General features: G+C 68.2%; 15 protein-coding genes and 1 pseudogene. 3 read left to right on the plus strand and 13 right to left on the minus strand.

All coding sequences use genetic code 11. From position 1 onward, the window contains the following. Positions 1-33: 33 nt before the first annotated feature. Positions 34-372, minus strand: coding sequence for a nucleotidyltransferase domain-containing protein (locus CLV70_RS39455; RefSeq protein ID WP_146164332.1), 339 nt, complete (start codon positions 370-372; stop codon positions 34-36). Next, positions 369-2,327, minus strand: coding sequence for an ABC transporter ATP-binding protein (locus CLV70_RS37815; RefSeq protein ID WP_106131435.1), 1,959 nt, complete (start codon positions 2,325-2,327; stop codon positions 369-371). Before CLV70_RS37815 ends, CLV70_RS39455 begins: the two co-directional genes overlap by 4 nt. A 386-nt stretch (positions 2,328-2,713) precedes the next feature. Between CLV70_RS37815 and CLV70_RS37820 the strand changes: the two genes are divergently transcribed. Beyond that, positions 2,714-3,304: an NUDIX domain-containing protein gene (locus CLV70_RS37820; protein WP_158277938.1), complete on the plus strand. Its 591-nt coding sequence runs from the start codon at positions 2,714-2,716 to the stop codon at positions 3,302-3,304. A 5-nt stretch (positions 3,305-3,309) separates the two neighbouring features. Here the strand turns inward: CLV70_RS37820 and CLV70_RS37825 are convergent, their stop codons facing one another. From CLV70_RS37825 to CLV70_RS37850, 6 genes and pseudogenes are all read right to left on the minus strand, one after another. Next, positions 3,310-4,125: a thiopeptide-type bacteriocin biosynthesis protein gene (locus tag CLV70_RS37825; RefSeq protein ID WP_106131437.1), complete on the minus strand. Its 816-nt coding sequence runs from the start codon at positions 4,123-4,125 to the stop codon at positions 3,310-3,312. A gap of 14 nt (positions 4,126-4,139) precedes the next feature. After that, positions 4,140-5,216 carry a lanthionine synthetase C family protein gene (locus CLV70_RS37830; protein WP_106131438.1) on the minus strand — a complete coding sequence of 359 codons (1,077 nt, stop codon included), beginning with the start codon at positions 5,214-5,216 and terminating at the stop codon, positions 4,140-4,142. Beyond that, positions 5,213-7,960 carry a lantibiotic dehydratase gene (locus CLV70_RS37835; protein ID WP_106131445.1) on the minus strand — a complete coding sequence of 916 codons (2,748 nt, stop codon included), beginning with the start codon at positions 7,958-7,960 and terminating at the stop codon, positions 5,213-5,215. Before CLV70_RS37835 ends, CLV70_RS37830 begins: the two co-directional genes overlap by 4 nt. Before the next feature lie 87 nt (positions 7,961-8,047). Beyond that, positions 8,048-8,203: an FxLD family lanthipeptide gene (locus CLV70_RS37840; RefSeq protein ID WP_425440280.1), complete on the minus strand. Its 156-nt coding sequence runs from the start codon at positions 8,201-8,203 to the stop codon at positions 8,048-8,050. 13 nt (positions 8,204-8,216) lie between these two features. Then, the gene (fxlM, locus tag CLV70_RS37845) at positions 8,217-9,254 is read right to left on the minus strand and encodes a methyltransferase, FxLD system (RefSeq protein WP_245908792.1); all 1,038 of its coding nucleotides are present in this window, start codon (positions 9,252-9,254) and stop codon (positions 8,217-8,219) included. Positions 9,255-9,273: 19 nt separating this feature from the next. Beyond that, a pseudogene (locus tag CLV70_RS37850) lies at positions 9,274-9,851 on the minus strand (class I SAM-dependent methyltransferase). Positions 9,852-10,009: 158 nt separating this feature from the next. Here CLV70_RS37850 and CLV70_RS37855 point away from each other — a divergent pair. Next, a complete protein-coding gene (locus CLV70_RS37855; protein WP_106131440.1) occupies positions 10,010-10,402 on the plus strand; it encodes a VOC family protein in 393 nt (130 codons plus the stop codon). 221 nt (positions 10,403-10,623) lie between these two features. Here the strand turns inward: CLV70_RS37855 and CLV70_RS37860 are convergent, their stop codons facing one another. Genes CLV70_RS37860 through CLV70_RS41600 form a run of 5 tightly spaced genes read right to left on the minus strand, consistent with a single transcriptional unit; the run spans position 10,624 to position 16,884 of the window. Then, positions 10,624-11,034: a hypothetical protein gene (locus CLV70_RS37860; protein WP_211304049.1), complete on the minus strand. Its 411-nt coding sequence runs from the start codon at positions 11,032-11,034 to the stop codon at positions 10,624-10,626. Further along, positions 11,031-13,181, minus strand: coding sequence for a hypothetical protein (locus CLV70_RS40650; RefSeq protein WP_211304050.1), 2,151 nt, complete (start codon positions 13,179-13,181; stop codon positions 11,031-11,033). Before CLV70_RS40650 ends, CLV70_RS37860 begins: the two co-directional genes overlap by 4 nt. After that, positions 13,178-15,007 (minus strand): hypothetical protein, encoded by a 1,830-nt coding sequence (locus CLV70_RS37870; protein ID WP_106131441.1) that lies wholly within the window; start codon positions 15,005-15,007, stop codon positions 13,178-13,180. Before CLV70_RS37870 ends, CLV70_RS40650 begins: the two co-directional genes overlap by 4 nt. Further along, the gene (locus CLV70_RS37875; RefSeq protein ID WP_146164333.1) at positions 15,004-16,500 is read right to left on the minus strand and encodes a hypothetical protein; all 1,497 of its coding nucleotides are present in this window, start codon (positions 16,498-16,500) and stop codon (positions 15,004-15,006) included. Before CLV70_RS37875 ends, CLV70_RS37870 begins: the two co-directional genes overlap by 4 nt. 30 nt (positions 16,501-16,530) lie before the next feature. Further along, positions 16,531-16,884 carry a class I SAM-dependent methyltransferase gene (locus CLV70_RS41600; RefSeq protein ID WP_106131443.1) on the minus strand — a complete coding sequence of 118 codons (354 nt, stop codon included), beginning with the start codon at positions 16,882-16,884 and terminating at the stop codon, positions 16,531-16,533. A gap of 1,165 nt (positions 16,885-18,049) precedes the next feature. Between CLV70_RS41600 and CLV70_RS39460 the strand changes: the two genes are divergently transcribed. Beyond that, the gene (locus CLV70_RS39460; RefSeq protein WP_146164334.1) at positions 18,050-18,517 is read left to right on the plus strand and encodes a helix-turn-helix domain-containing protein; all 468 of its coding nucleotides are present in this window, start codon (positions 18,050-18,052) and stop codon (positions 18,515-18,517) included. Positions 18,518-18,737: the final 220 nt, after the last annotated feature.

Below are 18,737 nucleotides of genomic sequence, written 5' to 3' on the forward strand. Positions count from 1 at the left end.
GCTCAAACAGATGCAGTACCGGCCCACCCTCGCCTACGGATTCCTCGCCACCAGCGGACTGGCACCGCCCTGACCCTGACCCCAAAAGCTCAGTAAACCCAGTCCGGCGAACGGATCGGCGAGCAGAACCGGCGGGATCGGCGGATCGAGCACGACGATCAGATCCACGTCGCTGAACGCGTCACTGCCACCGGCCGCGAGCGACCCGACCACCACCGTGCCCGCCACGCGCCGATCCGCGCGCAGCACGGCAGTGGCTTCCGCCAGCCACGCGTCTCGGGCGGCCCTGACCCGCGCCAGCTGCAGGGCCGGCTCGACGACGTGTGGTGGTGGATCGCCGGCAGCGGGGCCGACATTCAGGGGTTGACTCACTTCGGTTCACCGGTTGTCGTGGTGACCGGCTGGTATCCGGCGGCCTGCAAAGTGAATAGGGCCGCGTAGCGGCCGTCGGCGGTGACGAGTTCGGCGTGAGTGCCTTGTTCCTCGAGGCGGCCGTCGTGCATCACGTAGATCCGGTCGGCGTGGATGACGTTGGCGAGCCGGTGGGTGATCAGGATGGTGGTCCGGGTGCCTTGCCGGCTACGGATCGACTGGAAGAGGGCATCTTCGGCGCGCGGGTCGAGCGCGGACGATGGTTCGTCCATGATGAGCAGGTCGGCGTCGCGGTAGAAGCCGCGGCCGGCGGTCAGGCGCTGCCACTGCCCGCCGGATAGGTCTTGGCCGTTGACGAACGTGCGGTCAAGCAGGGTCTCGTACCCGTGCGGCAGCCGCTGGATCATCTGGTCGGCGGCCGCCTGCCTGGCCGCGCTCTTGATGCGATCGAGGCTGGCGGGTTCGGACAGGTCGCCCATGGCGATATTGGTGGCGGCCGTGTACGGCCAGCGATGGTGTTCTTGAAGGACGATGGAGATCCGGGACCGGACAGCGTCAGCGTCCCAGTCTTCCAGTGGCTGGTCGTTCCACTCGACAACCCCGGAGGTGGGGGTGCGCAGGGCGGCGATCATCGCGGCGAGGGTCGACTTTCCGGAGCCGTTCTCGCCGACGAACGCCACCGTCTGCCCGGCCTCGATGCGCAGGCTCACCTTGTCGACGGCGCACTCCTCGCGGTCGGGATAGCGCAGGCTGACGCCCCGTACGGTGATCGATTGCAACGGTGACGGCGCTGGTCGGCCGACAGCCTCGGCCGGCGGGAGGTAGGCGGTGGCCCGGTGCAGGAAGCCCAGGTACTCCTTGAGGAACTGACCCTGAGTGAACACCCGGTCGAGTTGGAACGTCACCGCGGCCAAGGCACGCTGGGCCGCCTGGACGGCGACGACGCAGGTCACGGAGGCCGACAGCGGGATCTGACCACGGTCGAGCAGCACGGCGAGCAGGACCCACACACCACCCAATCCAATCCCGCTGATGGTGGCGCCGATACTGGTCGTGGTGGTGACCTTGCGGGCCAGATTCAGATCGACGTTGGTCTGAGCGCTCATGACCCGGTCGTATTGGCCAAGCAGAAAGCCGCGCAAGCCGTAGCTGCGCGATTCCGGCGCCGAATGCCGTTCAGCCATCTGGCGTTGCAAGACCCACAGCCGGCGGCGGCGTACCGAGCCGGCCACGAACTCCTCGTAGCGTAGGTGCCCGGCCCGCAGCGCCGCGTAGAAGTTAGGCACGGTCGCAACGATCAGGGCAGTCAGTAGCAGCGGGTTGATCACGATGACCGCCACGGTGACCGCGAGCAGATTCACCATCCCCGCGAAGACATTCGCGGACTCCTGCACGAGGGTGGCGGCGGCCTCGGGGCCGCGGGTGGCGCGTTCCATGTCGTCGGCGAACGCGTCCTGGTCAAACGCGGCCAGCTCTACCCGGGTCGTCGTCTCGAACAGCCGGCGCTCGGCCTGCTGGACCACGCGCGGGGTCAGCCCGTTCTGCGCGTAGCCCATGACGATCGAGAGGCCGCCACGGACGGCGGTCACGCTCGCGAGCAGGATCAAGGCGGGCAAGGCGGCTCTCACCCGGTCAGGCGTGGGCCCGGCGGCGAACAGTTCCACGAGCAGCCGCTGCGTGGACAGCAGCCCGAACGTCGACATCACCCCGGCGAGCAACGTGGTGACCAGCACGACGATGGTGCGGGTGCGGTCGGCCCGCCAGCTGATCGCGGCCGCTTCCCGCACGAGGGCGGGTAGTTCGGCGAACACGCCGAAGATGCCGGTCTCGGCCCGCTTGCGGATCCCGACCTCCCAGTCCGCGGCCCGCAGCTCGGGCAGTACGGACCCGGCCTGCCCGGCCGTCATCTGATGCGGCATCGTGCCGCGGGTCGTCTGATCTGGTGGTGCGCTCATCCGCCTCAACTCCCTCGTCCGAAGAACCGGATCACCCACTCGTCTCGCACCGGGCCGCCGCGCTGCGCTGATCCAGGCTCGCCGTGGTGGCGGTGCTATCCCACCTGCGCGCGAAGACCCAGCGCGATCCGCCGCGCGTGCCGAGTCGCCGGGTCGGGCTGTTTCTGTCGCCCAGGCGAAGGACGCGCCCGTATCCCCGCCGACCGCCGCGGCCCATCGATACAGAGTTGGTCGATGGCCCGTCCGGGTGTACCTGTTGCGAGCGTGAACCGGCGGGCGCGTTGTCCGCCGCACACCGTGTCGGGCCAGGTACGTTCTCGGCACATCCAGGCTCGGGGCGACGGCCATGGCGGCGCGTGGCGGCCGACTCTGTGAAGGGAGCGTTGGTGACTGGCGAATTGCTGCGCGAGCAGATCCGTCGTACGGTCGCCGGGATTAGCCCGGCCGACCCCATCGAAGTCCGCGAGCAAGCCTCCGTGCTGGCCTGGATCGACAGCAACGCACCGCTGTTCCGGGAACACGGCTCCATCCCGGCCAGGCATCTGGCCGTGTATTTCGCGGTGCTGGATCCCGTGCGCCGTAGCGTTCTTCAGGTCGACCACCGTAAGGCGCAGGCGTGGGTGTTCCCCGGCGGCCACGTCGACGCCGAACCTCCCGCGGAGGCTGTGGTCCGCGAAGCCAAGGAAGAGCTCGGTATCGACGGCGAGTTCCACCTGGCATTCGGCGACCGGCCGCTGCTGGTCACTGAAAGCCGAACCCGTCCGCCGGGTGAGCACGTCGATGTAACCCTCTGGTATGTCCTCGACGGCAGCGAGGGTATGCCACTGACCGGCGATCCAGGCGAGTTCCTCGGCCTGCGGTGGAGCCACATCGACGAGCCCGAGTCCTGGATCGGCACTTGTTACGCCCCGTCGCAGGTCACGCGGTTCCTTGCCAAGGTGAGGCACACCCTCGATACGGCACCCATGCCCGCTTGATCTGGTCACGCGGGTGTGTGCGGCACAGCGGTGACGCTCGTTCGCAGCCATCGGGTCGATAAGTCAGGTGCGTCGTCGAAGATGGCCTCCGCGGCGGCGCAGGCGAGTCTCGCTTGGGTGGTGGCGGGCAGGCCGATGCGGTTCCAGTGGAAGATGATGTGCAAGGCGATGACCGCGCGCAGGCCGCGGGTGAGTTTGCCGTGTTCGCGTAGGGATCGCAGGGTGGTGCCGGCCTCGTGGAAGGCGGTATGCCACTCGCCGGGGCTGCTGGCAGTTCCTTCGATCAGACGGCGGACGTCCTTGGTGAAGCTCTCCCAAGTTTCGGCGTCCGGCGCTGGGGGTTCGTGAAGGTCGTCGGTGCGGTAGTCGAGGACCTTCGCCCAGACGTCGCCTTGTTCGTTGAGGTCGAGGGCAGCGGCGCGCATCAGCGCGGTGCACAGGATCAGCGACTGTTCTCGCCGGTCTGCTCGGTGCTGGTCGAGGTAGTCGAGCAGGTGGCGGCTGTCGTGATGGAAGAGGGTGTGGGCGGCGGTCATGGCGTCGGGTCCGCCGAAAGCGCGGATCTCGGGTTCGTAGATGTCGTGGGTCCAGGCGACGTTGTGGCTAATCAGCTGGTGGGCCAGCGCGGGGCTGTCCGGGTTGTCAGTGGTCATGTAGCGGATCCGCCATGAGCCTTTGCGGATGAACCACCAGGAGGTGATCAGACCAGCCCTCTCTGCGGCGGGAATCACCTGACGTAGGTGGTTCAGGGCGGCCTGTTCGCGGTGGCAGTTGTCGCCGGTGTAGGCGATGTTGATCTGGTGCCACGAGGGTAGGTCCACGAACGGGCCTTTCGTCAGGCGAGCAGGAGGCAGGCGTCCCACACGGTGCTGGTGGTCGCGGTGTCGACGAGGCCGGATCCGGTGGTGCCCTCCAGCAGGCCGGCTGGTTCGTTGCCACTGGCGGCGAACTGCTGGTGGAGTCGTTCGACCACCGGGAGCGGGATCGGGGTGTGGGCGTCGGTCGTGATGCGGCGGGCGGTGGCCAGCAGGCCGGCGGTGCCGTGGCAGAGGCCGCGGTCGATCAGCTGGACGGTTTGTGTCGGGTCGGTGATGCAGGTGGTGAAGGCGGTCTCGCTGCGGTGTTGGCGGTCGCGGTCGCCGAGGGCGTGCGCGGCGAGTTGTTGGGCGCGGACGATGCCGGGTGTTCCGTAGCACCAGGACGGCCGTAGCGGGCCTTGCTGGGTGGGCGTGCTGGCGTGGAGTTCAGGGCGGGTGAGGGTTTGCGGCCACCAGGTGATGCCGTGGGTGTGGCGTTGCCAGGTGTCGAGCCAGCGGCAGATCCGTTCGATCGCGGTGGTGTGGCCGGCGACGGTGGTGCCGTCGAGCAGGGCGAGCGACAGCAGAGCCAGGGGGCCGGTGATGCCGTGGGCCATGCCGAAGTTGGCGTGCCCGCCACCGGGCGCGGGTTGGGCGTGGTGGGGGCTGTTGTGGCACCACCAGCCGGGCAAATCGTGCACGGGTTCGGTGAGCCGCACGAAGTAGTCGAGGACGTGTCGGAGCAGGTCGTGGTCGCCCAGGCGGCGCAGGACGACGCCGAGGCCGGTCAGTCCACGGATCAGGTCGTACTCGGCGTAGTGCGGCTGGGCGCGGCGGTCGATGCGGCGATGAGCGGCTTCGACGCGGCGCCGGGCGAGGGTCGCGGTGGCCTCGGCGGTGACGGCGCGGGCGGTGGCGAGCTGCGGGTGGTCGGTGGCGGCAAGGACGAACGCGATCGCGGGCGCGCCATGGAACAGGCTGGCGCCGTCGGCGATGCTGACGCCGTCGGCGACGGCGTCGCGCAGAGCCCGGATGGCGGCGGCGTAGTTGCCGGTCTCAAGGTGGAACAGGGCGATCCCGGCGCTGCCGTTGGCCAGCGATTGGCCGGGGTTCATCGTGAGCTCTTCGTGCGGCTGAGGGCGACGGCGCGGGCCAGGCGCAGGCAGTGTTGTTCGGAGGCCGCGTCAACGCCGATCATGCGGGCATGGTGCAGGTGCAGCAGATCCGCGAGCACGGTATCGGGGTCGAGGGTGTCGGTGTCGATGGCAGCCCGGTAGGCAGCGGCTGCGACGGTGAGCTGTTCGTCGTGGACGGCAGTGCCGGCCAGGGCGAGGTGGTCGGGGTCGAGGCGGGGGCCGGTGTGGTGCGGGACATGGGTGGTCAGCCATGCCGGGCCGTCGCCGGTGAAGGCCGCCGCGAGGGCGATCATGCCGGCGGCGGTGCTGGCCTGCCGATCGGCGGCGGTCAGCGTGGTCAGGCGACGCAGGACGGCGGCGGAGTCGGCGGCGAAGACCGCTTCGGCGGCCGCGAGGGTGGCGTGGGTGCCGTGGCGGGTTTCTGGCCGGTACGGGTGCAGGCTGTAGTCGTGCGCGGCGGCGCTGTCCTGCAGCTGCTGCATCCAGGTTGCGAGGCGTACGGTCACCTTGGTGAAGTGGTCGGGCCCGGCGATGGGGATGCGCAGCCGCAAATGGGGTGTCGGTCTGGGGTAGCGCAGGAACCACCAGCCCGCCGGGAGATAGGTGGCGGGCCGTCGGGCGAGGTCCGTGAGGATGGCCTCGGCGTGGCCGTACAGGTGGATTTGCAGCCATCGCGACGGCCCAGGCCGGTGGGTCACAGCGGTTACAGGCCGGGCCTGCCGCGGCACCCGTGCGCGGGGCGTGGCCCGGGTGAGCGTGAGCATGAGTTCGGTCGGCCGTCCGCCGATCCACCCGGCGGGGCCGGGGGCCTCGGTGAGGACGGTGCGGGGTTGCCGATCGATCTCGTGGCGTAGGACGTGCAGGTGGGCGGGGATGTCGAGGTCGAGGTGCAGGCGCACGTCGTCGGCGCCGGCCAGGACCTCGCGCGGGATGCGACGCTGGCGACGGTGGTGTTGCCAGCCGTCTTGCCACTGCGACCACCCGGCTGTGCGGGCGGGCAGCGTGGTCCGGTCGACCTGCCAGCGGGCCGGGTGCAGGATGGAACGTCCGCGCCGAACCCGGGGCAGGAACGGCAGGTCAGATGCGTGGCCCCAGCCGAAGGGCGCGCACGGCGCCGTCCAGGCCGTCCAGATCTCGGTGAGGAACCGCATCAGCGGCTGCTGCAAACCGGTTAGCAGCACGCTGTTGAGCAGCAACGGTTCGACCGGCCGACCGGTGACGGCGGAGACCAGCCACAGCTGGTCGCCGTCGCCGGTGACCGCGACCTCGTCCACCGTGTATAGCGGTGCGGGGTGGAACTCGCCGAGCGGCAGGATCGGCAGCATTTCGGGGGCGCGAGCCAGCGGGACAAGCCTCGCGTCCAGGGGCGGCCCGGACAGCTGCACCGTGTCCGCACCGGACATCGCGGTCGGCAACTGCCGGTAGACGTCACGGAACCCGGCGAGTTCGTCGGGGTCGAGCAAATGCAGGAGCCGGCCGGCGGCGGCTCCGGCGTGGCGGGAACCGCTGAGCACGGTCAAGGTGAACGCGCCGCGGTCCACGTCCGCCGGTGTGTCGGCCGCCAGGGTGAAACGCAGCTCGGTGTGCGGGATCGGCGGCCGGTCGTCGTCGCCGTGCAGCCGCCCGATCAGCTCGTCGTCGAGAATCACTTCGGCGGCGCCCTCGAGCGCCGCCTGCTGGGCCAACTGCCCGAGCAGGCGGTCTCGGCCGGTGAACACCGCTGGGCAGTGGCGGGTGGATCCGCGGTAGCCGGCGGGGAAGCCAAGCACGCGCAGCACCTCGCGAATCGGCACGGCCGCACCCGGGCCCCACCGGTCGACGAACGCGGCGTGGTACTCCTGCCAGGCCGGCACTGCTGGGGCGACCGCCACCAGCGCGTCCGCGGCCCGGCCGGCTTCGCGTACGACCGACGGCGGCAAGGTGACCGCGACATCGGCGCGAAGATCAGCGGCCATCAGCACGCCGGGCGCAGGCGCCGGAACGTGCCCGGCCGGGCAAGCGGTGGGATCGGTGACAGTCATCGGCGGACGCAGCGCGGACAGCAGGACGCCGAGCCCGACAAGGTCCGCCAGCAGCCGCTCCACCGCAGGCCTCGGAGCGGCGATCTTCTCGGTGAGCTCGGCGAACAGAATCGGCGAGCAAGCCCCACCGATCGCGGTCTGGATGGGGCCGGTGAGGCGGATCTCGGCGTCCCAACGCCGGTCGCCGTCGGTGCCCGTGCATGGCAGCACCCACTTCTCGCCCCGCCGATACCCGAGCGGGTTCGCCAACAGCAACGTGGTGCGCAAGACGTCGAGGTCGCTCTCGGCCCGCGCGGCGTGCTCGACGACCCATGCCCCATCGGGGCGGGCGACCACACGATGCTCCGATCCGAGGCGCACCGTCATACGGTCGGCAAATCTCATCGGGGCGACGCCGGCGAAGGTTCCGAACGGGGTCGCGCGGCTGGTCCACCGCAACAGGTACCGCATCGCAGATTCGACCAGACGTCGTCTCCGCCGCAGCGGCATCGCCTCGCCCGCCACCATGACGGCTAGCTGCGTGGCAAGATCCGGTGCTGCCCCGGTGACAGCGGACGCGAAGCCGGGCAGCGCCCACACCTCGGTGAGCCAGGCGCGCCAGCGCTCGGGATCATCCGAGCCGAGGTCCGGCCAGGACGGCATCGTCAGATCAGCAGGGTAAGCGGCGATTCGGATCATCGCCGCACCAGCAGCGGGAAGCATCATGCACCACCGTGATCGGCGGGGCCCGACGCTGAGCGCGTCGGGCCCCAGTCATCGTGAGATGAGCGAGCCGGGCGAGGGCCCCGGTCAGTTGTTCTTGGTCGTGCAGGCGTTCGAGCCCGTGTTGCCCGAGCCGCAGTTGTCGTCGGTGTTGGTCGAGAAGCCGGTCGCGGCGGGGCCGGCGTCAACCAGCGTGACGTCCAAGGTGAAGTCCTCGACGTCCTCGAAGATCTGTTCGTCCACGTGCGTGTCCTTCCTAACGGGGGGTGAAGGCGAGGACGAGGCGGCTCTGCCGCTTGTCCAGCACCGTCCCGGCCGGCAGGTCGCCGTCGGGAGTTCCTGCGGGCAGAACGTGCAGCGTCGGGGCCGGGCTGCCCGCGTCCACCCAGGCGACCATGTGCTCGATCCACCGCTCGGCGACCGTTTTCGCGTCAGGGCCGTACGCGCGGGCGCCAAGGTCGAACGTGTCCTCGGCCCATTGCAGGGCCGAGCGGTAGCAGAACGTGCCGTCATGCAACGCGGCCGGGGTGCCGAACCGCCACGCCGGCGAGACCCGGCCGGCGTCGATGGCGTCCTGCTGCGCAGTGAGGATGACGAACTGCTGGCCAGCCGCAGCAATGCGAGTGGCCAGCCACATGTCCAGGTCGGCCAGCACCGTGGCCGGCGGCAGGCTGACTCCGGCCCACGCCTGAACCGGTGGCTGCGCCAGCACCTCGCTGACGGTGGCGGGGTCGAGCTGCTGATCTTCGTCCAGTCGCATATGCACGCCGTCCGCGACGTCGACATAGCGCATCTGGTGGGTGCCGGCGCCCTGAATCGAGACGAACCCGCACAGCCGCTGGCTGTGGCTGATCAACGCGGCCCCGTCGCGGCGCAGCGCCCACGACCGCGTCATCCCGAACGTCCGCAGCGGCACCACCAGAACACCGTCGGATGCGAGCTGTCCGGTCCACGCGGGAGGAATGTCCCAGGCCCCGACCGTCGCGATGATCACGTCGTACACCTGTTGGGAGCCGACGGGCTGCTCAGCGTCGGCGCACACCACCGTCACGTCGTCGTAGCCGGCCGCGGCCAGGCACGCTGACGCCCGGTCCGTGACGTCCTTGTCGATGTCCACCGTCGTGACCGAACCGGCGTCGCCGACGAGTTCGCGCAGCAGCGCCGCGTTGTAACCGCCAGAGCCTCTGTCGCCTGTTTGGAGTTGTTGCATTACCGGGCGTTGTCGGCGTACGGCTTGTAGTGCAGAGCTGTCTTCGCCACCGCGCACACGGCGACCTTCGACGACTTGGGGCAACCAACTGATCAGGCGGTCGCTACAACGCAGCGGCTCTTGCGGCGATGGCCGCATACTTGCGGTCGGGACGGTCCGGAAACTGCTGCTGGACGCGCTGAAGTTCGGTGAAGCCGGTTCTCGTCAGACGGGCGGAAAATTCGTCTGCGGGCCAACGGTATGCCGTGCAGACCTTGTGGTCGAAGGCAGCCACCTCGTCGTCGCTGTCGAAGAAGCCGATCACTAGCTTCCCGGATGGCGCTAGCAGCCGGCGGAATTCAGTCAGGACACCGTCCAGCTCCGGTGGCGGTAGGTGGATGGTCGAATACCACGAGAGGATGCCAGCGACCGAATGGTCGGGGAGGCCCAGGTCCGTCATCGATCCGAGCCGGAACTGTGGTCCGGCAAGGTGGTCCGGGCGTAGTCGACGAACTCGGGGACCAAGTCGACGCCGGTCACGTCGGCACCGAGCGAATGCAGGTAAGCACTGCGATGCCCAGGGCCGCAACCGAGATCGAGCACCGTGCCGTCCAAGCCAACGAGGTGACGTCGGATGAGGCTCGTGTCGTCCACTTGAGCCTGCCAGTCGCCATCGAACAAGGCGATGTACTGCTCCGACATATGCGAATAGGCGTCACGAACACCCGTCTGGCTCTTCACGGCGCCACTCTAGTGTCAGTCCTCGATCCGCTCGAACGGAAGTGCAGGGCTGCATGCGGCCGGCAGGGACGGCGTGTAGGGGATGACGAGGCCAGCGCATCGACCTCTACGCTGGCGAGGTGCAGATCGATCTGGTTGCCTTGATCGTTGATGAGTACGACCCGGCCATCGAGTTCTTCACCCGGACACTCGGGTTCGAACTCGTCGAGGACTCGCCGTCACTCACCAACGACGGGCGGCCCAAGCGCTGGGTGGTGGTCCGTCCGCCTGGCGCACAGACGGGCGTCCTTCTTGCTCGGGCGGACGGGGAACGCCAATCCGCGGCGGTCGGGGATCAGGTCGCAGGCCGAGTGGGGTTCTTCCTTCGCGTCGATGACTTCGACGCCGCGTATCAAAGGATGACCGAGGCGGGCGTCACATTCGTTCGGGAGCCGCGCGCGGAACCCTATGGTCGTGTCGCGGTCTTCCTTGACATCGCCGGTAACCGGTGGGATCTCCTCGGATCCCTTTGAGCGGAGGTGGATCGGACCAGTCACCACACCAAGCGCACCAAATTGCCGGAGTTCGGGTGGTAGCGCACGGCCACCGATCACTCATCGTGAGAGCCCGGCATGAGTCGCTGGAGTGGGCGCGTCGTAGCGTTTCCGAGCGTCACCCGCTCCTGAATCTCTGCAATCTGACGCGGGCTCTCTGCACCGAACCCCCGACAGGTGTCCTCCAAGGTCGCAGGGAGTCAGTCGGCTCTTTCCGGGCGCCGTAGATGGCGGACGTTGTCTCCTGAATGCGCAGCGCTGCGCAGTTGCTCCAGCTCATGGGTGAGGCGATAGATCGCCTGGGCGTATGCGTCGACGCGCTGGCGCAGTTCGGTGTTTTCGTCGCGGAGTCGTTGGTTGGCAGCACCGAGGTCGGCGGCCTTCGCCGCCAGGGGTTGGTAGGCGGCGGGGATGCTGCTGGTCTGGTTCCGGCGCTGCTCGAACTCGGTCTTGAGGTCGGGGTGTTTGTGGGTGAGAACCCAGCGTTTGACGCCGGCCTCGGCTGCCAGTTGCAGGACCGTGAGGGCGCCGGTGGAGCGTTCGGGCTGACCGGTGAGCAGTCGCTGCATGGCGGCGGTGATGGCTTCTCGTTCCTGGGCGCGGTTGTTCATGGTTGGCCTTGCTGGTGTTCGGCGAGGATGGCGGTGAGCCGTTGCAGTTCGTGGCGTTCGCGCTCTGCTCGGATGGGTGGAGCGAGCGGATCGGCGACCAGGGCTTGCAGGCGCGCGACGCGGTCGCGGAGGGCGTTGGTGTCCGCGTCGGTGCGGGCGATGTTTCCGCAGTTCGGGCGGCAGTCGTCGAGGTCGGGTGTGTGGCGGTGGCCGCTTTCATCGCGGGTCAGGCGGCATGCGGCTTTGTTCGGGTCCAGGACGCAGGTCATGCCGTCGCCGGGGTAGATCTGCATGTCGGGGTTGGCCAGCAGGGCGGCTGCCTCCCGGCTGGTGCGTAGGACGCGTCCGGCGAAGCGGGTGGCTGCGTTGACGCGGTGCCGGTAGGTCGCGGCGGCCGGACCTGAGACGTGCTCACCGTGGTTGAGGCGGTCGTGGGCGGCGGCCAGGGTTTCGATCTTGGCGAGCCATTCCTCGAAGGCGAGGTCGTCGGGGAAGCCGGAGGCGTAGGTGCCGGAGTAGCCCAGGGTCATGGTGAGGCTGACGTGCCCGTACTGGATCGCGGCGGCGACCAGCCCGCGTGGCCGGCGTGCGATGAACCAGGCCAGGGTGCGTCGAAGTCGCGCCGGATGCAGGCGGGGGTGGGCGGGATCGGGTGGGATGGTGTCGACGCGTCCGGTGGTGTGGCAGTAGGCGTTGACCCAAGTGCAGAGGTGGGCGATGTCGAGCGTCATCAGGGGTTCGGTGCGGCCCCGGCCGGCTCGAGTTTGGTGGGGGCCATCGGCGCGTCCGTCGATGGCGAGAGTGTTCGGGAACAGCCATGGCGAGGTGTGCAGGCGTTCCAGCACGGAGACGGCGGTGGCCACCGGCGCGGTGACGACCCAGGGATCCTCTCGGACTTGACCTTCGGGGATCTTGGTTCTGGTCTGGTCGGTGACGCCTTTGAAGTGCAGGCCGCGGAGGAAGATGAGTCCTGTCGTGCGGTCGTGCTCGATGCAGCCGCGGCGCAGGTTCAGGGTCTCGCCGACGCGTTGCCCGGACAGGTAGCCGATGACGAGATAGCAGGCGACCGAGAGCAGCCGGGCGAGCTGCGGCGCTTCGTCGTAGGTGATCGGCTGGGGCCGCCAGGGTTGTCCGTCGATGCTGGCGGTGATCGGGGCGAACAGGTAGCAGGCTTCGTCGATGGGGAGGCCGCTTGCCGCCAGGATCTCGTCGTGGGCGTGCGTTGCCGGCTTGCCGAGCATGACTTGGCCGTCGACCAGGCGGCCAAGGTGGTAGGCGTTGACGGTCAGGGTGCCGTCGGGGCGGCGGCTGCCGGGCAGGCCACGCCCGGCTGCTCGATAGCGTTCGACGACTGCGGTGAGCCGCTCGCAGAGCTCGTTGGGCCGGGCTCGAGGGCGCCTGCCGGCTTGGGTGGTCCGTCGGCGTCGCGGGTTGCGGATCGTCAGGTGTTTGTATTCGTCGAACGCGGCGATGATGTCGTCGGCGAAGTCCTCGACGAAGCGCAGGCTCCAGGACAATAGTGCGGCCATGGTGTCCGGGTGGATACGCGGTGTGCGGTTTTCTCCGCTGCTGCGGCTTTGACCGAGGACGTCGTGGATCCGGTCGCCGCCCCAGGGTGGCGCCGGCGGCAGTTGGTGTTGCTCGGGCAGCAGAGAACGCATCGACCACAGGCGTGACACGGCCGCCAGAAGATCTTCGCGCTGCCAGTGTTTGACCTGAGCATGGCGGATCTCGGTCGCGTAGTCGTCCAGATCCGGGGCGGTGACGGCGGCGAAGGTGTCGATGTTGCGCTGTGTGAGCCATTCGCAGAATCGGCTGATATCGCGCGTGGCCGCGGCGACCGTGCGCACCGTTGGTCGGCCGGAGCGGCCGTTGAGGACGGTTTCGACCGGGTCGTGGTTGAGCATCAGCCAGGCGACGATTTTGACCGCATCGCGGAACGGCGCCGGGATCGCCGTGGTGTCCAGCGAAGTCGCTTTCGCGTGGGCCTCGTGCATCGCAGGGGTCAGAATCCACCGGTCATCACCGAACCGTGACTGGTCGGCGGGATCAGCGCCCGGTCGCAGCCGGTGACGGGCCAGTACGGGCGTGTCTGCCACCGGATGCGTCGGCGCCGCGGCCGGGGTGTGTTCGAGTGCGAGGCTCATGACCAGTCCAGTTCTCGGCGCAGGAAGCGGTTGACCAGATCGTGCTGTGCCTCGGTAGCGCCGGCGCGTGCGTCGTCGACCGCGCCGGGGCCGTGCTGGTTGAGCAGATCGGCGAGTTGCGTGGCCGCGGTGCCGTAGCGTTGGGCCCAGTCCAGCGGTGTCATGCGGCTGCGGCGAGCCTGCAGCTCATCGTGGACGAGGACTTGAGCGGGAAGGTGCGCCGGTGTGGCGCGGGCGCAGGGACAGGACAGACACAGCAGGAATGATGCTGTGCAGGGCTGCCCGGCAGCGTTGTACGGGCCGTTGCGGTTGTCGATGCATCCGGCGAGCACGGTGTCGAGTCGGCCGGTGACCAGGTCGGCGACCGTTTCGGCGGCGAGATCGTGGGCGGCGGGGTCCGTTGCGGCCTTGACCATGTCGGTGGTCGTGAGCACCGGCATCGGCCGGATGGCGCGTGCCGCTGCCACTTGCTGGTCCAGCACTGTGGCCACCAGGCGCTGGTATTCGGCGATGTTGCCGCGGTTGCGGGCCAGATACTGGTTGGCCAGGGTCCGCTCGGTCTGCGCGACCGGCCGCTGATATAGCTCGAGGAAAGTCAGCCGAAACCGGCGCGCGTCCAAATGCAACGGCGCGGCTGGCTCATCGGCGCCTGGCACCGGATCGCAGAGCAGGTTCGCTCCGGTGCGTGACCACAACCAGATCGCCGAGTGCGGTAGCCCGGCCCGAAGGCCGCGGCCGCGCGGGCCGCCTCGGTGGGTGTAGAAGACCAGCAGCCGATTGGTGCCCAGGCGCGTCCTGCCGGCATGGCCGAGTTCCGTCAGGAGGGTGAACACACCGAACGGGGTGTCGAGTTGGTCGCTGGAGCGGCTGCCGTCGGGTGCTGTCTGTGACCACACCACGCTCATGTGCGCTGACCGGGACCCTCGCCGCGGTTTGACCAGATCCACCAGCGCTGACGCCGTGCCTTCGGTGTGGCCGTCCGGACGCAGATGCTCGATCGTCGCGGCTTCCAACGTGCTCAGGTTCTGCCCTGTCAGGCAGATCAGCAGCACCGTCGCGGCCACCATCTCGTCGTAAGTCAAGTAGAGCGCCGCCGTCAACGCCTCCGTTCCGCCGTGGCGATGGACGCTTCGCTGTGGCGTGCCGTTCGCCGACCGTGGGACATCGCCGCACCGGTCAAGGTGATCCAGCAGGGACCCGTATTCCCACGCGTCGCGATCAGCGAGGCTGATGTGCCCGTCCCTCCAATCGGCGAGATGCGCGCCTGCATGGCGGATCCGGGTCGCCGCCGCCCGCAACTCGCGCTTGCAGCGCGACATGATCCGCCGGAACTCGGCTTCGCTGTAGCTGGACAGCCGACCGCTGATCTTGGGCGTCGAAGCGGTAGACAGCCGTGCCCAGAACTCGTCCGGCGGGGGCGGCTGTGCCTGCCGCAGCAGCGACCGCAACCCTCCAAGATCCCGGTGCAGTGCTCGGCCGCCGGCCAGGACGAACCCGTCGATGTGAGCTCGGCGCAGCTGATCCGGGCGTTGCGGTGGCCGACTGAACGACGCCAGGTGACGGGTGAACCGCATCAGCATCGACTTCACGTTGTGGTGCGACGCTGGCGTGCGCAACGTGCCGCTCGGACCGGTCGCTGCGGCGACCGCTGAAGCCAGCCACTCTTGCATCGGCCGGGCCACCGGCAACGCGCTCAGGTCGATGTCTCGCGGGGCCGATCCGTCCTCCGGGAACGCCTCAACCCGCACTTCGGTCGATGTGATGACCAGTCGCTGCGGCTCGGTGTATCCCGGCTGCGGCAGCGCCGCGGCGCGCCCGGTATTCATCGGGCAGCCTCGACTTCGGCAGCAGCCGTGATCACCTGTGGGTGCGCGCCGAACATCTCCGCGATCAACGACGCCATCGTCTCTCCGTGCGCGTGCTCGATGAGCAACGCGATGTCGAGATCCCGAAACGGCTCGAGGTACACGTTCATCGTGGTGGCCACGTCGGCGTGTCCTAGCAAAGTTTGGAGCAGATACCAGGTGTCACCGAACTGGGCGCGGAAGTCTCGTAGTTCCTCGGCGTCCAGGTGAGCGAAACGCTGTTCATAGAGCAGCCGGCCGACGGCGAACCAGCGCAACGCGAACGAATGTCGCAGCATATGGGCGGTCGCCCGTACCCCCGTCAAGCCCGCCCGCGCCAGACGCTCGTTGACCGTGTCGAAGGTGTGCTGCCAGCCGTGCGGCTCCCGCGGCAGGCCGTCCTCGTTCAGCCACAACGCCGCGGGCTCCAATCCCGCCGACGTCCGCAGCATGATCCTCGCCCGTGCAGCCGGATCGAGCGCGTCCAGCGAGACCACCGTGACCGAGCCGTCTGCCTTCACCAGCTCCGCCCGCCGACGGCCAAGGACCCGGGTCAGCAGCACGACCTCGGTCAACTGCTCGTAACGGCCGGCGCGGCGGGCCCGGCGCACCGACGCCGCCCGCTCAGCCTCGACGTAGCCCAACACGTCCGCCAGGACCTGCCGCGGCATCCAATACCGGCGACCTCGGCCGTTCTTGGCACACGCCGATGCCAGCCAACATGTGAAGTAGCCTCGCCCCGCATGATCGTCGGGCAGCTCCGCCAGCAGCACGCTCGCCCATTCGGTCAGCCGCAGCCCGGTGCCATACAGGCCGTCGGCGAACGCGCAGTCCCGCTGGCCATTACGACCGCGCCATCGCTCGATCTCACGCCCGCCGCGATCAAGACCGCGTAGCCCCACATCACGCCACAACGCATACCCCGACGGATCGAGCCACTTCACATCCCGGTCACGCACCACGTGAGGCGTCGCCTCGAACCCAGCCGGCCGATCGCTTCGCGGCCCACGGCGCATGACGTCCCGGATCACCGGATTCACCACCGCAGTCCGAGGCCCCGCCCACTCGTAGAAGCACGAGATCGCCGTCAGGTTGTCCAGCACGCTCGCCCCGGCGACTCGTCGCGGGTTGGCCCGGTCCGTCATCCGCCAGAACTTGAACGCGCCCACATCCTGCGGCGACGCCTCCGACCAATGCCGGCCGACAGCGTCGAGATAACCCAGCCAGACACCGATCCCGCGGCCGTACTTATCCCTCGTCCCGGCGGCGCGGTTACGCATCCGCGGCGAAGCCAGAAACGCATTCACCTCCGCGATCGTGTGGCCATCCGACCGGATCAAGAACTCCTGGCCCGCTTGAATCCGCAGCTTGACCAACGACGAGGCCTTCGCCAGCAGCGGATCGCCAGCGACCTGAATAAGTTCGGGCTGCCAGCGGTGTAGCCGCCACACAAGCGGTCTCTCATCTGCGTCCATCAGCAGACAGCTAACCATGATCAATAGGTGCTAACCTGCTGCAACACTCCGAAATCGGTACAGACCCGAGCCGATTTCCAGCACATCCAGCCCTGCCAACCCGCCTTTGTGCGCGTCCGCCGCCTGGCCGAGCATCTCCGCGATCAGCCACGCCGCCGACACTGAGCTGATGGTCTCGTCGCCGACCTGCTTGGTGATCACCGCCAGGTTCGGCGAGTAGGCGTCCTCCAGCGACCGGCCGGGGGTGAACAGGTGACGAGGGACAGTCCGTAGGGCAGCTTCCACCTCTGGCCGCATCGTCAGGCCCTTGTCCTGCTGGTCAGCGATCAGCTGCTCGACCATCGCCGCCCGAAAGTCGTCGCTGTTCAGGGTCTCGACACTCATGCGGTGCTCTCCTTCTCGATCCAGGTCGCCTGACCGGCCAACCCGCTGTAACTCTCCGCGGTCCGAGTCCGTGCGTCGAGACGCAACTCGCCGTACGCCAGCGGCGCATCATCGATGCTGGGCCGACGACGGCAACGACCGGCGCCCGCACCGTAACGCGCGAGAAAGTATTTCTCGACGGCAAGAGCCGTGAAATTGAAATGAACCAAGTGTTCGCGTCCAACTGAAGCGGGCATTGCGCCATAACGTGCAACTTGCAAGCGGCACGCCTTCCTGGGCGCTGACCTGCGGAAATCCCCTTTCCCCCCTTGGCGCTCCAGCGGCGATGTATGGAGTCAACCAGGTCATCGCCGATGTCGGAAAGAGTTGCAGCCACACTCCGACAATGCTTGAGCATTCTTGAACGGGATTCGGTTTCGTCTGATCGGAAGGCCAGATTGGGCCAGAGGGGCTATGGCCTTTGAGCAGGCTTCCGCGGTTACCGACATAGGCTCTCCTGCGCGTGCCGCCGGCCGTTGGCGGTATCACGCTCCGTGTCAGCGATCAAAGACAGCGCTCCGACAACACCCAGTTGGGGGGGCCTCGCGCAACTGGTGTGCGGAAGCGAGTTGTGGCAGTCGTTGTCGCCCGAGGGCGGATCAAGTGCGGAGTGCCGCTGTCGGCATCACGTGCCTGCGTGAGGAACACGGTCTCCACCACCTGCCGGTGGTACGAGCGGTGGCTTTCGCTACCGCGACGCCGCGGCTCAGAGACCCCGACTGCACCGACTATCGGGTGACCTGCTGAGACAGCAGCCAACTTCGACACTGCGGACGTCAACGTCCTCAGCCGATCTGGTCCGAGAAGACTACGTCCAGGCCGAGTGTCGGCGTTCGCCGACGAAACTCCGACAATGTTCCGACATCCCGCCGTGGTGCCACGTAATCGAGAAAACCCTTGTAGCGAGTTCTTGGCTTGAACGACTGAAATTGCGCTTGGCCTGGGGGTTTTGCGGCAACTGCGACCGACAATGGCGCTGAGGTCGGGCTGGCTGCGCCCGTCACGGCCTCGTGCCGGGCGTGGCGCAGCTTGTCCCTTCCGCGAGAAACTACCGTGATGCCGGCATGCTCTGGTCCACGCGGCCACACACCGGCTCTGCTCGACCCGACACTGAGGCGGAGACAGCATGCCGAATGAAGATGACGGCTCGCAAAGCTGGCGTTCGCTGGGAAGGAAGCTCGCGGACCTCCGCAAATCTGCTGGCTACACGCAACAGACACTGACATCGAAAGTGCCGTACGGGCGTAGTTCGATCGGAAACATCGAGATTGGCCGACAGCGAGCCGACCGTGGGTTCTGGGTCAGGTGTGATGCTGCCTTGGCGACTGGTGGCCTCCTGACGGCAGACTACGACAGGATCATGGCGACCCAGCAGGATAGGCGACTGCAAGCATCCCGGTCGGCGAGTCTGACACAGCTTACGGACGAGTTCTCGACCAAGGATGAGGCTGGCGCCGGGCGGATCGCCGCCGCTAATGTCGTTCGGCTTCGCGTCGAAGGTGCGCTGGGCCTCAGCGACGCAGGGCTCCGGCAAGGTAGCGATATGACCGTTGCGGGCGGTTGGGTGCGGACGCTCCGGATCATGGCGGTATAGAGGCGGGCGCGGCCTTTCGATGATCATCCAGGTGTCGAAGCCAGGAAGATCGAAGAAGGACCACGCCCGTTGGGATCATCATCGCTGATTGACGTGTTGGCCGTGCGCGCGGACCGCCTGGACGAGGGTCTGCCGGCAGAACGCCGGTCGAGTCTGGTCGCGGCGTTGACGGCAGTACCGGACCGGCGCGACCCCCGCGGTGTCGTCCATGCGCTGCCCG

The organism is Pseudosporangium ferrugineum (assembly GCF_003002065.1).
Lineage (GTDB): Bacteria > Actinomycetota > Actinomycetes > Mycobacteriales > Micromonosporaceae > Actinoplanes > Actinoplanes ferrugineus_A.

Coding starts and splice junctions, on each gene's coding strand:
- CLV70_RS37875 (WP_146164333.1), bottom strand. CDS start 16,500: ATGGACGCAGATGAGAGACCGCTTGTGTGGCGGCTACACCGCTGGCAG.
- CLV70_RS40650 (WP_211304050.1), bottom strand. CDS start 13,181: ATGAGCCTCGCACTCGAACACACCCCGGCCGCGGCGCCGACGCATCCG.
- CLV70_RS37835 (WP_106131445.1), bottom strand. CDS start 7,960: ATGCTTCCCGCTGCTGGTGCGGCGATGATCCGAATCGCCGCTTACCCT.
- CLV70_RS37815 (WP_106131435.1), bottom strand. CDS start 2,327: ATGAGCGCACCACCAGATCAGACGACCCGCGGCACGATGCCGCATCAG.
- CLV70_RS41600 (WP_106131443.1), bottom strand. CDS start 16,884: ATGAGTGTCGAGACCCTGAACAGCGACGACTTTCGGGCGGCGATGGTC.
- CLV70_RS37860 (WP_211304049.1), bottom strand. CDS start 11,034: ATGAACAACCGCGCCCAGGAACGAGAAGCCATCACCGCCGCCATGCAG.
- CLV70_RS39460 (WP_146164334.1), top strand. CDS start 18,050: ATGCCGAATGAAGATGACGGCTCGCAAAGCTGGCGTTCGCTGGGAAGG.
- CLV70_RS37870 (WP_106131441.1), bottom strand. CDS start 15,007: ATGAATACCGGGCGCGCCGCGGCGCTGCCGCAGCCGGGATACACCGAG.
- CLV70_RS37830 (WP_106131438.1), bottom strand. CDS start 5,216: ATGAACCCCGGCCAATCGCTGGCCAACGGCAGCGCCGGGATCGCCCTG.